Source organism: Thermoplasmata archaeon, assembly GCA_035632695.1.
Taxonomy (GTDB): Archaea; Thermoplasmatota; Thermoplasmata; order RBG-16-68-12; family RBG-16-68-12; genus RBG-16-68-12.
In genome coordinates this window covers 1-13,529 of the sequence record DASQGG010000190.1, presented here as the reverse complement: position 1 = coordinate 13,529, position 13,529 = coordinate 1, and the positions used below count along the sequence as shown (strand labels likewise).

Sequence of the window (13,529 nt, the reverse complement as noted above, 5' to 3'; positions counted from 1 at the left end):
CCTTGATCTCGTAGCGGTGATTGCACGCCTTGCAGAATAGGGAGCCCTCGAGGATCTCGTCTTTTTCGAGGTCCACCTTGAGCTCGAGGTCGCCCTTGCACACGGGGCAGCAGAGGATCTCCATGAGGTCCCGCTTCATCGGCCCCCGCATGGTGGGCCGCGTCTTAAGCCCATTGGAGTCCCGGAGCGTTCGACCTCCGGACCAAAAACCTCTTGGCCGTCCTCGGATGCTGGACGGCGTCGGCTCGAAACGGGTCTCCTCCATGCACACCCGACAAGTCATAAATAGGACGTCCCTTATCGAGCACCCTCTTCGGAGTCGTGGCCCCGGTGGATGAACGGAAGAGCTGGCTCCGCGAGAACTGGCGCATCGGCCTCGTCCTCGTGCTGATCCTGGGCCTCGCGCTGTTCCTGCGGGTCTACTTCGTGTACAACGAGTTCGCGCCCGCGGGGTACTGGACCGGCGGGGGAGACTACTCCGGCGGCTCCGACCCGTTCTACTGGGAGCGCGCCCTGCTCTATTCGTTCCAGACGGGGAAGGAGCTCAGCTGGGACGCCGCGATGAACTACCCGATCGGCTTCCCCGCCGTCCGGCCGCCCCTCTTCGACTGGTTCAACCTCCTCGGGGGCTACGTGATCAGCCCCGTGTTCCCGGGCGGGGCGTGGGACGCGATGGTCTGGATGCTCAACATGAACGCCGCGATCTTCGGCGTCCTCTCGATCATCCCCACGTACCTGATCGGGAAGGAGGCGTTCAACCGCCGCGCGGGGATCCTTGCGGCCCTCCTGCTCACGATCAGCGCCGCGTCCCTCCAGCGCAGCCACGCGACGATCGCGGTCCACGACTCGTGGACCCTGTTCTTCGTCATTTGCACGTTCTACTTCTACCTCCGCGCCCTGAAGACCCTGAACCGCCGGCGCTGGGTGGAGAACTGGTTCCAGGGCAAGGCCGTGACCGCGGGCGTCCAGGCGTTCCTCCGGGAGAACCGGAGCAGCGTCCTGTACGCGTTCCTGGCGGGCCTCAGCATCGCGGTGACCGCCCTATCCTGGCAGGGGTGGGCGTACGTCCCCGTGATCCTGATCCTGATCTTCGTGGTCGAGGTCCTCCTTGACCGGATCCGGAACCAGGACGCCCTGGGCGTCACGATCCTCTTCATGATCATCCTGGCCACGCCGCTCCTGGTGTCGTTCCCCTGGTACTCCGTTCGGAACCAGATCCACGTGTGGTGGGACGTGCCGTTCTACCTGTTCCTCGTCGCGAGCGCGCTAGGGCTCATCTTCACGGTCACCCGGGACTACCCGTGGACGATCGTGATTCCCGCCACGTTCGTCGCGGGCGGGGCGGGCCTCCTCATCGGCTTCACGGTGAACCCCTCCCTCCTCGTCGCCTTCTACAGCGGCGCGGGGTACTTCGTCAAGAACAAGGTGTACCAGACGATCGCCGAGGCCCAGGAGCCCGGGATGTCCGAGCTCATCCTGAACTACGGCCTGTTAACGTTCGGGATCGGACTCCTCGCCGTCGGCTACATGGTGTACCAGATCCCCAAGCGGAACAACCCCGCGTACACGATGCTCGTCCTCTGGACCGCGGGCGCCCTCTTCATGGCCCTGGCCGCCGCGCGGTTCCTGTTCAACGCGGGCCCCGTCATGGCGATCGCGACCGGGTACGCCCTCGACCTCGTCCTGACGCGCTTCGGGTTCGAGGAGATGCGGCGCACGTACCGTTCCCTCGCGGAGGGCTCGTGGCGGAACGCGGTCCGGAAGAGCGTGAAGCCGCGGCACGTGATCGTCGCCGTCCTGATCGCGGGTCTCGTCCTTCTGCCCAACGTCTGGTTCGCCGTGGACTCGGGCATCCCGTACGAACAGAAGGGGATCTACGACAAGCAGATCCAGTCCCTGCTCCCGTCGTTCCTCCGGGCACCGGGGTACGGCTCCGCGGGATCCGGGAACACGTTCTACCTCGGGGCCTTCGGCTATTCCCTTCCGAACCAGACCCAGTACTTCCCGGCGGCGTACCAATGGTTATCGACCCAGGACGCCAACGTGCCCCTCCTGGACCGCCCGGCCGTCCTCGCGTGGTGGGACTACGGCTTCGAGATCACGGAGCGCGGCGGCCACCCGGTCGTCGCGGACCCGTTCCAGAACGGCTACGCGATCTCCGGGCAGGTCATCCTCTCCCAGAACGAGAGCTCCACGATCGGGCTCATGGCCTTGCGGATCATCGAGGGGGACTACCGCGCGCACGGCCTGAGCCTGAGCCCCGCGGTCTCCCAGATCCTGACGGGCTACGGGATCGACCCGAACCTGGTCACGTACACGTTCCGGAACCCGGGGTTCCCGATCCCCATCATCCTCCACAGCCCGAACGTGTACGGGCCGTGGGACTCGAACCTCCAGACGGGCAACGCGCCGTACATCTACCTGGGCCAGATCCTCCTGGGGAGGCTGAGCGAGGACCAGCTCGTGAACCTGTACCAGGCCGTGAGCGCGGCCACGGGCACGTCGATCGGCTACTTCATGGTGGACACGCGGCTCTTCCCGATCAGCGCCTCGAACACGGGGATCTTCTACGCGCCCGCGAAGCTCTCGGACCACCGCGTCCTGAACCTCGTGAACGGCCAGGTCATGCCGTACGACTTCTTCCAGCTCTTCGCGAACACGCAGACCGCGAACAACCTCCCCATCCAGTTCGTGAGCCCGACGGACCAAGTCACCTCGACCTCGATCCAGTACCAGCCCATGTTCTACAACTCCATGTTCTACCGCGCGTACGTCGGCTACTCGCCCTCCGTGGTCGGCTCCTCGGACAAGGGGATCCCGGGCATGGACCAAGCGCTCGCCGCGTACGTGCCCGAGCCCGCGTGGAACCTCACCCACTTCCGGCTCGTGTACCGGACCGCCTACTACAACCCGTACCCGGACGCCTCGAACCACACGGGCGCGTGGCGGGCCGTGAACTACGACCAGGCGGCCAAGCTCCAGCAGCAGATCACCGCGGGCAAGGTCACGGGCGTCGTGGACATGAGCCCCCTCACCTCGATCCAGAACGGCGCCGTGATCCTCCGCTACTACCCCGGCGCGTACGTGAACGGAACGGTCGCCGTGGGCGGCGTACCCATGCCCGGCGTCCGGATCACGGTGACCGACGAGCTCGGCACGCCGCACTTCGAGACGACCACGGACGCGGCGGGCCACTACAGCGCGATCGTCCCCTTCGGGAACGTCACGCTCACCGCGAGCACGGGCAAGGCGGACAACCGGACCCTCGTGGGCCCGAACGTGCTCGGCACGGTCACGATCCCCGTGTCCCTGGACCAGGCGAACCGGGTCAACGAGGACCTCGACGGGGATGGCGTCCCGGACTGGCTCATGACCCACGACTTCGACGTGACCCCGATGTCCCTCCAGGGGACCGTGTACTTCGATCTGAACCACAACGCGGTCTATGATGCCGGGGACCTCGCCGCGGCGGGCGCGACGGTCACCCTAGCCGCCGCGGACTTCCAGCGGATCGCGACGGTGACGACGGGACCCACGGGAGCCTACGCCCTGACCGACCTGCCCGCCGGCACGTACCGGGTCACGGTCGCGTACGGGGGTCGCACGTTCACCCCCGCGAACCTCACGATCACGGCCACGACGCCGAGCAAGCAGGACATCGGGCTTGCCTTCTCCACGGTCCACGGGAGCACGGTCGACGCGAACGGCGTCGCCATGGGCGGCGTGAACGTGACGCTCACGGACGCCTCGAACCGCACGACCTGGCAGACCACCTCGAACGCGACGGGCGTGTACGACTTCCCCTTCGTGCTGCCCGGGAACTTCTCCCTGACGGCGGTCTCCGGCGAGCTCTCCTCCGTCCCGCTCGGGTTCGACGTGGGCGCCCTGGGCTTCACCCAGAACCTCACCCTCACGCCGTCGGGCCAGGTGCAGGGCACGACGGAGCTGTTCGGCGTCGCCCTGCCCTATGCCACGGTGCGGTTCCAAGAGTCCGCGACGGACTACGTGATCGCCACGGTCACCTCGGACGCCAACGGCCACTTCAGCCTCGCGCTCCCCGCGGGCACGTGGAACGTGAACGGCCGCATGTACCAGGGAAGCTCGTTGTTCGCCACGGTCGGTCAGTTCGCGATCACGCAAGGAGCGACCACCGTCTTCAACCCGAACTTCGTGGACGGGGCGCGCGTGACGGGGAGCGTCACGGCCATCGGGCAGTCCGGGGATCTCCGCGCCCACATCGGCTTCCTGGGGGCCACGGGCGAGTGGTGGCTGCGTTCGGCCCTCGGCAACACGTACCTGGCGTACCTGCCCACGGGCTCCTACGCCGTGGTCGCGAACACCCCGAGCGACGCGTGGGTCGGGACTGCGAGCGTCGGCGGACCCGCGACGAGCCTGAGCCTCAACCTGTGGAACGGCACCCCCTTGTCCGGGACCGTGTACTGGGATATGAACGGAAACGGCAAGGTCGACACGGGCGAGGGCATCTCGGGCGCCCGGATCGACCTCGTGGACAACACGGGCCAGCGGACCGTCGCGGTCTCCGGACCCGGCGGGGCCTTCTCGCTCACCCTCTTCGACAACCGGACGTACTCCGGGACGATTACCGCGGCCGGATTCTCCCCCCACTCCATCCCGTCCGCCACGCCCTCGGAAATCGGCTCGGGCGTCACGTACGCCCTGACGCCCACGCCCGTCTCCCTGACGGGCACGGTCTTCCTGAACGGGACGCCCATCTTGAACCGGGCCCTTGGGCTTCACGCCGTCGCGCGGAGCGAGGGCGCCCTGTCTGTGAACGGGACCACGTTCACGGACGGCACGTTCTCCCTCTCCCTGGCCCCGGGCAGCTACGACCTCGTGGTCGACGAGAACGTGTCCTCCGCCTCGAGCGCCTGGCGCTACCAGAATCTGGCCTCGGACCACGTCGTCCTCTTCGTGGACGAGGGGAGCGCCTCGTACAACCTGGCCATCGTCGCGCGCGCCCTTGTCAAGGGGAACGTCACCGTGGGCGGCGTCGCGGGTCCCGCCACGGTCAACTTCCGAGGGCTTGACGACCGGACCCTCGAGACCACGGCCTCGGGCTACTCCGTGTACCTCCGGGCCGGCACGTACTCCGTCGTCGCGAACCGCACGATCGGGAGCGCGCCGTACGAGGTCCTGGCGAACGTGACCGTGCCTTCTGCGGGAAACGTTACCCTCGCCCTGTCCGCCGCCACGATGGTGGCGGGGCAGATCATGTTCAATGGCACGGCCGTCAGCTCGCGGCTGTCCTTCACGTTCGTCCGCAAGGAGGGCGGCACGTTCCCCGCCTCGAGCCTCGCGGGCGGTTCGTTCTCCGCCGTCCTCGTCGTCGGCAACTACTCGGTGCAGCTGAACGACGTGGGCAGCACCACGGTGGGGAACGTGACCCAGTACTACCGGTACGCATTCGCGGGCAGCCTCACGATCGCGCCCGGCACGACCAGCCTGACGTACAATCTCCCGGCGAGCCGAACGTACGACAACACGACCGTGACGGGGCTCGTCTCCCTGGGCGGGGGCGGCGTCGACGCGAGCCTCTCCTTCATCGCCCGTTCGGGCGGCGCGCTCAACGCCCAGGCCGCCTCCGCGTCCAACGGCACATACTCCGTGTCCCTCGCCCCCGGGACCTACGTCGTGTACGCCACCCGAGCCGCGGGTCCCTCCGGGTTCCTGGCGACCCTCACGGTGCCCCATGCGACCACCTTCTCCTACCCGGTCTCCCTCCTGCCCGCCTTCGTCCTCTCGGGCGTGACCACGGACCCCTCCGGGGCGCGCGTGGCCGCGACCGTGAACGTGACCGGGACGGCCCAGCTGGGCCTCCGGACGGACGCCGCGGGCAACTATCAGACGCTCCTCCCCGTGGGGTCGTATACGGTCACCGCGGACCGCACGCAGACGGAGCAGGGCGTGGTCGTCGACTACGAGGGGACCGCGACCTTCTCCCTGCAGACGGACACCGTGGTTAACCTCCAGCTCGGACGCCTGGACCATCGGGCGGCCGTCCTGACCTGGGATGCCTCCCAGAACCGGACCGTGAACCCGGGCGGGGCCGTCACGTACACGATCCGCGTCCAGAACACGGGCAACGTCCAGGACACCTTCGCCCTGACGGGGAGCGCCTCCGCGGGCTGGTTCTTCACGTTCTTCCCCACCACGGTGGCCCTGAACTACGGGACCGCGGCGAACGAGACCGCGGTCACGGTGACGATCCAGACTCCGGCCGGCGCCCTGGTCAACCACGGAGCGGTCACGATCACGGCGACCTCGACCGCGGACAGCCACGCGAAGGGGAGCGTCGCGGTGACCGGGGGCATCGTCCGGACCCGCGGCCTGACCCTGCAGGTGGATCCCGCGTCGGGCACATTCGACGGCCAGTACCTGAACTACACGGTCAACGTGCACAACACGGGCAACGCCCCCGAGGCCGTGGACCTCTCGATCCAGAACCCGACGGACGTCGCCGCCGCGGGCTGGACCCCGGGCCTGACCCGCTCGGGCGCCGCTCGGGCCGCGGGTCTCGTCCTCACGAACGTGAGCGTCGACGCGAACGCCTCGACGACGGTCAAGCTCGTCCTGCGCCTGAACGGGGCAAATGGCGGAACCACGGTCGCCCTGGCGGCCTCCGCCGAAGGGGCTCCGTCCGTGGCCGCGCAGACCACGTACACGGCCACGCTCCCGGCGCTCTCGTTGCCTTCGGGCGTCGGGGTGAGCGGCCCCGGCACCGTCCTGCAGTTGCCGCTGAACTCGCTGCTCCTCGCCGCGGTGGTGGGCGGAGTGGCGGCTGCGGCGCTCGCGCTCTTCCTCACGCGGCGGAGGCGATGAGCGCGCGAGCCCTCGCCCTCGTCCTAATCGTGCTCGCGGTTGCGGTCGTGGCCGTCCCGGCGGCGGTCTCGGCGGACACGGGCCCCCTCTTCGCGACGATCACGGGCCCGACGGCCCTGGCCCCCAGCCAGACCGCGGTGTACAACGTCACAATCACGGGCGGACCGACCGGGAACACGACGTATGCCCTGAACTGGCAAATCACGGGCACGAACACGTCGGGGGGCAATCCCGTAGCCACGTCCCCGGGCTCGACCAGTGGCAACCGGACGTCGTACAGGCTAAACGTGACCGCGCCCACCTTGGAGCAGAGCCTCACGCTGACCGTGACCGTCGTCGCCACCCCGAAGGTCGGGACCCGCGAGAACGTGACGACCACGTTCGCAATCACGGTCCTCAAGGGAATCGTGCTGGCCGCGACGTTCCACAATAGCGGCACGACCGCCGCCGAGAACGTCACGGTCCGCTGGTACATCGACGGGACCCTCGTGGGCACGAGCATCCTCAAGTCCATCGCGGCGAACGGGGACGCGACGGTTACGTTCACGTACCTGCCCGTGGGGCTGAGCCCCGGCCAGCACACGTTGACCGTGTCCGCGGACCTCGACCACGACGGGATCATCGACCCGGCGCGGGGTGAGACGGTCACCTCGACGATCTTCTACAGCCAAGTGCAACAGCCCGCGTCGGGATGGGCGATCCTCCTGGCGATCGGGGTCTTCATCCCCGTCTTCCTCGGCGTCGTCGCGTGGCGGCGGCGCGGGGAGCGGTGATCACTCGGACTCGAGAATCCAGACGTCCGCGTGGTTCCGAAGGAGCATCCCGAGCTTCGTCTTGGAGATCCCGGCCCGCGCGAGCAGGCCGTCCAGCCGGTCCGCCGGGGGCAGCATGACCTCGCCGTCGACCCAGGCCGTCGCGATCGTCTCGTACCGCACGCGCTTTCCGGCCACCTTGATTCGGCTCGCGGCCGTCTCCCGGAATATGTGCAGGACGATGTGGACCGAGGTCACGGCCGTGGGCCGCACCTTGGCGTTGTAGTAGCCCGCCACGTCCTTGTGCACCGGGGCGAAGGATCCCACGCGCTTCGCGTACTCGCGCCAGCCGCGGTCGAAGGGCGAACGGGCCGTGCTCATGCAGTGCTCCGTGATGGGCTGAACGTCCTCGAACGTGGCCAGGATGGACTGCCCGGAGACCAGGGAGCCCAGGAACTCGGGCCACGACGCGTATTCCTCGAGAGGCATCGTATTCGCCAGGTTCTTCGCCAGGCTCACGAGGTAGTTGTTCAGGCCCGCGACACCCACCTTGGAGGCGAGGTCCTCGAGGAACAGAGCGGTCGCGATCTCCACGAACGGGTTGCCCTCGGGCATGTGAGTTTCCGCGGGCATCATCGGCCCCCCTTGAGGCGCGCGCCCCGCATCACGAGGGCGTACACGCACTCGTAGTTCCGGAGGAGCGCGCGGACGTGTTCCTCGTTGATGTTGATCATCGCCACGTTCTTGGAGGAGATCTTGGTCTCGCCGCTCCAGCCCCGCGTGGCCAGCAGGTACGACACGAGCGGGTTCCCCGAGACGGTCACGTTCTTGGCGATCTCCTCGCGGAAGCGCTCGTGGAAGACGCAGAAGTTGCAGACGGCGATGTTGTGGACGTTCGCGTTGTACTCCTCGGTGACCGTGCGGTCCGCGGGGCTCATCCGACCCGTGGCGTACCGCGTGCGGAAGATGGTCGGGACGTAGCAGCACTGCTTCATGGCGTACAGGTAGCCGACCACGTCGCCGTCCACGTCCGTGATTGCCATGTCCGTGAGCGGTGTGACGTCCCCTTCGATGCTGAACGCGGTTCGGCCCTCGCGCACGGCCACGTTGAACGAGGTCCACCCGAGATAGGCCTCCTTCCCCATCCGAGACGCGAGGGCGTCCCCGACGCGCTGCCAGAACTCGACGACGCCGTCGGCGCCGGCCTTCTCGATCATGTCCTCGATCAGGGAGGCGAGCGCGACGTCGAGCATGGTCACCGGTCTCCGGTCATGGGATCACACGAAGGACGAGAGGACGTCATTCAGGTGCGCCTTCCATTCCTTCTCCGCGCGGTCCGCGACCGTGTCGCCGCGGATCTCTCGGAGCTTCTCGAGGAGCAGGGCGAGGAAGCGGTTCCAGTGGTCCCGCGTCATGTACGCGGCCGACGTGCCCACCTCGTTGTACGCCAGGGTGATCGTCTCCTCGAGCGGCCCGGGGCCGATCAGGGAGCCCAGCCTCTGGCGGAAGAACGTCTCGATTTCCTTGTTCTTCTTGAACTCCTTGGTCTCGCCGAACTTCTGGACGAACAGGATGCGGGTGAGCCGCTTGAGCTCCGTGGCCACGGTCTCGTCGTATGCGGCGAGGACCGCGGGCGTGATGGGCTTCTCCTCGAACAGGTGGCGGACGACGACCGCCGTCTTCACCACGTTCGCGAGGACGCCCTGCATCTTCGTGATCTCCACGGGTTTCGTGGTGAGGAAGACCAGGAACGCGCGCTCCCCAACCCCGGCGATGATCACCGTGCCCGCCTCGAACTGCTCCACGGACATCATCATGTTCTGACCGCTGAGTTGGTTGCAGATGTGGGCCAGGTTCCCCTTGAGGAGGTTCAGGAGGCGGTATTCCCGCGGGTTCAGCTCGTTCGGGATGGAGGACGCGAAGATCCGCCCGTCGACCCCGAGGAACATGGCGATGTCGAGGCCGTTTTCCTCGCGGCACCGCTCGAGCTCCGTCTCCAGCAGGAGCTTGAGGTGGCCGACCGTCTCGGCCCCCATCGTCTTGTCGACCTTCCCCGCGTAGGGCATCTAGGCTCCCCGTCGCAGCCCGTAGGAGTTGAACAGGATCTGGAGGGCTTCCTCCGGCGAGTAGTCGTAGTCCCAGTTCTTCTGCATGAGCCGGATGCGATCCAGGACCCGCGCGGGCGCCTTGAGCGCTTCCGCGGTCTTCAGGGCCTCGTCGAACGTCTTCGTGTGCGAGCGGGTGGTCTCCTCGGGCATCTGGGCGGGGCTCGCGCGGACCACGATGCCGATCCCGCGCGCGAACAGGTACGGGTACACGCCTTCGCCGTGGTGGACCCCTCGCATCTTCAGGATCTTGAGCGTGCGGTTGAACGCGCCGCCGATCGGGTAGTACTCCAGCTGGATTGCGCCGTCGGACAGGTAGATGGGCAGGAGGACGTCCTCCCCGATCGTCTCCCCGGGGCGGGAGTGCTCCTCGACCGTACACAGGACGACGCCGAGCTCCTTGAGCGTGTAGAAGAGCTTCCCGATTAGCTCCCGCTGCTCGAGCTTGTCCCCGGTCGCCCAGATCACCGGGGTCATCGGATCGATGACCACGCGCGTGGGGATGTTGTAGTCCGCGCGGGCCTTGACGAGCTGAGGCAGCTGTTCCTCGATCATCTTCTTGAAATTCTTCCCCTTGAGGTGGATGAAGAAGAGGCTCTTCTCGTAGTACTTGCGCATGTCGAAGCCCATGAGTTCCGCCTCGTGCATGATCTGCTCCGGCGGTTCCTCCAAGGTCACGTACAGAGCCTGCTCGCCCTGCTCGATGCCCTCCATGAGGAACTGGACCGCGAACGTCGACTTTCCCGTACCGCTCGACCCCAGGAGGACGACGGTCGACTCGGGGTAGAAACCGCCTTCGATGAGGTCGTCCAGGCCAGGAATCCCGCTGGGCACTTTCTCCTTGTCCGCCATGGGTCTCCCTCCAGGCCCCTGTGCCCCGGATCGGGGGACGGGCAGGCGACCTGCACGAGGTGAAGCGACCGATGAAGAGGCCTTTTTAAAAGCGCTTGGCCCTGGGAATCGTCCCTGAGAACGAAGGGTGCCCGGCTGGAGTCAGAGCTTCCCGTGCATCGCGTCGAGCTTCTTGGAGAGCTCGTGGCTGCGGGCCGCGACGGCGACCTCGCCCCGGGTCTTCTCGATCAGGCTGCGGGCGATGTCCTGCTTCCGCTTGAGGGCGACCAGCGCGGTCGGGTAGTCGAAGCGCATGAGCGCGTCCAGAATCCGTTCCATCTGCTCCAGGAATGCGGACGCCTGCCCCACGTCCCCGTCGCGGAGGGCCGTGAGCGCGCAGCGGCGCAACTCGCCGACCACGTCGCCGAGGCCGAGCAGGTACGCCGTGTCCGTCACGCCGCACTCCTTGGGTGTCGGCAAGTCCTCCCCGCGCAGGATCGCATGGAACAGGGCGGCCTCGCAGGCCTCCTGCATCGCGTTTTCGACGAACCCCGCGTGGAGCAGGTCGGGGTGGCCGTCCAGGAGGCTGCGGAGCTTCAGGACCTCCTCGTGGGTCTCCTGCAGCGGCTCCTGGACCTTGTCGCCGCGGTGCATCCCCTGGATCGCGGAGCCGGCCAGACGGGCCACGGTCCGCGACGACTTGATGGCGAGTTCGCGGACCTCGTCCTTCTCATCGAGTCGGCCCTCGATCTCCGAGACGACGTCGTCCAGGTTCTTCACGTCGGACCCATGGGCCATGGAGGTACTTGAGGGTTCCCACCCCGGTCCCCCGGGGGGCGCGAGCCGGATGGCTAACAGGTTAACCCCATGAGGGGGCACCTTCGCGGGGGTGAGCGAAAAGCCATTATATGGCTATTAGTATAGTAATGGTCGTGGCCCCATGGTCCCCGACAGATGGGGGGGGAGCGGGTTCTCCTCTCGCACGACGTGCCGGGCGGCGCCCGGTCGACCGCGGCTCAGGCGACCTCGAGAGCGTTCCCGTCACGAGGAGCTGCGGATCTTCTGCATCTTCTCGACCTTGCGCGTGACGACCTCGGGCTTGCCGATGTCCCGGCGCGCGTAGAAGCTCCCGCCCACGAAGGCGAGGGCTTCCTCGGAGATGCCTTCCGCCGTCTCCAGGTCGTCCGCGATGCCCACGACCGCGAGGGACCGGGACGTGGTCGTGAAGATCTTCCCGTCCCGCTCGTCCACGGCGGCGTAGTACAGCTTCGCCCCCGTGCGGCGGATGCTCTCCTCGTCCACCTTGAGCTGCTCCCCTGCCTTGGGCTTCGTGCCGTAGCCCGGCGGGACGACGTACTTGCAGACCGTGGCCTTCTTCGCGAAGTGGGCGCGCAGGGGCAGCCCACCTCGGGCGACGCTCATGCAGAGGTCGATGAAGTTGTCCTCCAGGATTGGCAACACGTTCATGGACTCCGGGTCCGCGAACCGCACGTTGTACTCGAGGAGCTTGGGGCCGTCCTTCGTGGCCATGAAGCCCCCGTACAGGATGCCCTTGAACGGCGTGCCGCGCTCCTGCATCGCCTCGACGGTCCGCCGCATCGTGTCCAGGGCCTGGTCGTAGTCGAGCCGGGAGACGAACGGCAGGAGGTGGTCCGCGTCGCTGTACGAGCCCATCCCCCCGGTGTTGGGTCCGCGATCCCCTTCGTACGCGCGTTTGTGGTCCTGGACCAGGGGGCACGGCACGAGCCGCTTCCCGTCGCAGAGGGCCTGCAGGGAGAATTCCTCCCCGACGAGCTTCTCCTCGACGAGGAAGCGAGCCTGCCCGCCGATCTTCTTCTCGAGGATCTGCCGGCCGTACGCGAGGGCGCCCTCCTTGGAGGAGAAATGGTCCCCCCAGACCTGGACGCCCTTCCCGCCCGTGAGTCCGAGGGGCTTGATCACGAACTCGAAGTTGCTGTCCAGAACGAACTCGGAGAAGGGCGCGTACGAGTCGAAGGCCCAATACGACGGCAGGCCCGGAATCCCATAGGTCTTCATGAGGTCCCGGGTGAACTCCTTGTTCGTCTCGAGCTGGGCCGCGGTCCGCGTGGGTCCCACGGTCGGAATGCCGCGCGCCTCGAGGGCGTCCACGAGTCCCCGTTCGAGCGGCGCCTCGGGGCCCACGACCGCGAGCTCGGCGCGCTGGTCCGTGGCGAACGCCACGATCCGGTCCACGGCGGTGACGTCCCCGAGCAGGACCTCCTTGGCGGCGCGGGCGATCCCAGGGTTCTGGTTGGCCATCGCCGCGATGATCTCGGCCCCGCCCCTCCGGAGCGCCTCGACGATGGCGTGCTCCCGCCCACCTCCGCCCACCACGAGGACGCGCATGGCCCCGCCCGCGCATCCGGTCTCGCGCCTTAAGCCCTTTCGTTCAGCCGGAGAGGGACAGCTCGGCCGCGCGGACCGTGTTCGTGAGGAGCATCGCAATCGTCATGGGACCGACGCCGCCCGGGACGGGCGTGATCGCCTTGGCCTTCTCCTTCACCGCGTCGAAGTCCACGTCCCCGACCGTGCGGTAGCCCGTCTTCTTCGTCGCGTCCGGAATCCGGTTCGTCGCGACGTCGATGACGACCACGCCCTCCTTGACCATGTCCGCGTGGATCGTGTGAGGCGAGCCCATCGCGGCGACCAGGATGTCCGCGCGGCGCGTGTGGGCCGCCAGGTCCCGGGTCGCGCTGTGGACCACGGTGACCGTCGCGTTCGCCTTGGGAGCCTTCTGCATGAGCAGCGCGGCGAGGGGCTTGCCGACGATGTTGCTCCGCCCCGCGATCACGACGTCCTTCCCGCCCGGGTCGTTCCCGCTGCGGATGAGGAGCTCGACGACCCCCGCCGGGGTCGCGGGCGCGAACCGCGGGCTGCCGATGAGCACTAGGCCCACGTTCTCGGGGTGGAAGCAGTCGACGTCCTTGAGCGGGTCGACCGCGTGGACGACGGCCTCCGTGGACATCTGGGGGGGAAGGGG

The 13,529-nt window shown here is 67.6% G+C and carries 10 protein-coding genes; 2 read left to right on the top strand and 8 right to left on the bottom strand.

Going from position 1 to position 13,529, the window contains the following annotated elements:
- The coding region (locus VEY12_11935) for a Trm112 family protein (GenBank protein HYM40827.1) at window positions 1-139 on the bottom strand (139 nt) is incomplete at its 3' end.
- Window positions 140-330: 191 nt separating this feature from the next.
- On the opposite strand from VEY12_11935, the gene VEY12_11930 reads away from it, so the two are divergent.
- Together VEY12_11930 and VEY12_11925 are read left to right on the top strand one after the other, a co-directional pair.
- The gene (locus tag VEY12_11930) at window positions 331-6,840 is read left to right on the top strand and encodes a carboxypeptidase regulatory-like domain-containing protein (GenBank protein HYM40826.1); all 6,510 of its coding nucleotides are present in this window, start codon (window positions 331-333) and stop codon (window positions 6,838-6,840) included.
- Window positions 6,837-7,613 carry a CARDB domain-containing protein gene (locus VEY12_11925; protein ID HYM40825.1) on the top strand — a complete coding sequence of 259 codons (777 nt, stop codon included), beginning with the start codon at window positions 6,837-6,839 and terminating at the stop codon, window positions 7,611-7,613. The genes VEY12_11930 and VEY12_11925 overlap by 4 nt, the downstream gene beginning before the upstream one ends.
- Here the strand turns inward: VEY12_11925 and VEY12_11920 are convergent, their stop codons facing one another.
- The 7 genes from VEY12_11920 to VEY12_11890 form a co-directional block, all read right to left on the bottom strand.
- Window positions 7,614-8,225 (bottom strand): hypothetical protein, encoded by a 612-nt coding sequence (locus VEY12_11920; GenBank protein ID HYM40824.1) that lies wholly within the window; start codon window positions 8,223-8,225, stop codon window positions 7,614-7,616. It abuts the gene before it with no gap.
- Entirely contained in the window at window positions 8,225-8,845 is a 621-nt protein-coding gene (locus tag VEY12_11915) for a hypothetical protein (GenBank protein HYM40823.1), read from the bottom strand. The genes VEY12_11920 and VEY12_11915 overlap by 1 nt, the downstream gene beginning before the upstream one ends.
- 24 nt (window positions 8,846-8,869) lie before the next feature.
- A complete protein-coding gene (locus tag VEY12_11910; protein ID HYM40822.1) occupies window positions 8,870-9,658 on the bottom strand; it encodes a hypothetical protein in 789 nt (262 codons plus the stop codon).
- Window positions 9,659-10,549 carry an ATPase domain-containing protein gene (locus VEY12_11905; GenBank protein HYM40821.1) on the bottom strand — a complete coding sequence of 297 codons (891 nt, stop codon included), beginning with the start codon at window positions 10,547-10,549 and terminating at the stop codon, window positions 9,659-9,661. It lies immediately after the preceding gene.
- 141 nt (window positions 10,550-10,690) lie between these two features.
- Window positions 10,691-11,308, bottom strand: coding sequence for a translin family protein (locus VEY12_11900; GenBank protein HYM40820.1), 618 nt, complete (start codon window positions 11,306-11,308; stop codon window positions 10,691-10,693).
- 261 nt (window positions 11,309-11,569) lie between these two features.
- Window positions 11,570-12,895 carry a phosphoribosylamine--glycine ligase gene (gene purD, locus VEY12_11895; protein ID HYM40819.1) on the bottom strand — a complete coding sequence of 442 codons (1,326 nt, stop codon included), beginning with the start codon at window positions 12,893-12,895 and terminating at the stop codon, window positions 11,570-11,572.
- A gap of 43 nt (window positions 12,896-12,938) precedes the next feature.
- A partial coding sequence (locus VEY12_11890) for a bifunctional 5,10-methylenetetrahydrofolate dehydrogenase/5,10-methenyltetrahydrofolate cyclohydrolase (protein ID HYM40818.1) occupies window positions 12,939-13,529 on the bottom strand: 591 nt, incomplete at its 5' end.

Coding starts and splice junctions, on each gene's coding strand:
- VEY12_11925 (HYM40825.1), top strand. CDS start 6,837: ATGAGCGCGCGAGCCCTCGCCCTCGTCCTAATCGTGCTCGCGGTTGCG.
- VEY12_11920 (HYM40824.1), bottom strand. CDS start 8,225: ATGCCCGCGGAAACTCACATGCCCGAGGGCAACCCGTTCGTGGAGATC.
- VEY12_11915 (HYM40823.1), bottom strand. CDS start 8,845: ATGCTCGACGTCGCGCTCGCCTCCCTGATCGAGGACATGATCGAGAAG.
- VEY12_11910 (HYM40822.1), bottom strand. CDS start 9,658: ATGCCCTACGCGGGGAAGGTCGACAAGACGATGGGGGCCGAGACGGTC.
- VEY12_11905 (HYM40821.1), bottom strand. CDS start 10,549: ATGGCGGACAAGGAGAAAGTGCCCAGCGGGATTCCTGGCCTGGACGAC.
- purD (HYM40819.1), bottom strand. CDS start 12,895: ATGCGCGTCCTCGTGGTGGGCGGAGGTGGGCGGGAGCACGCCATCGTC.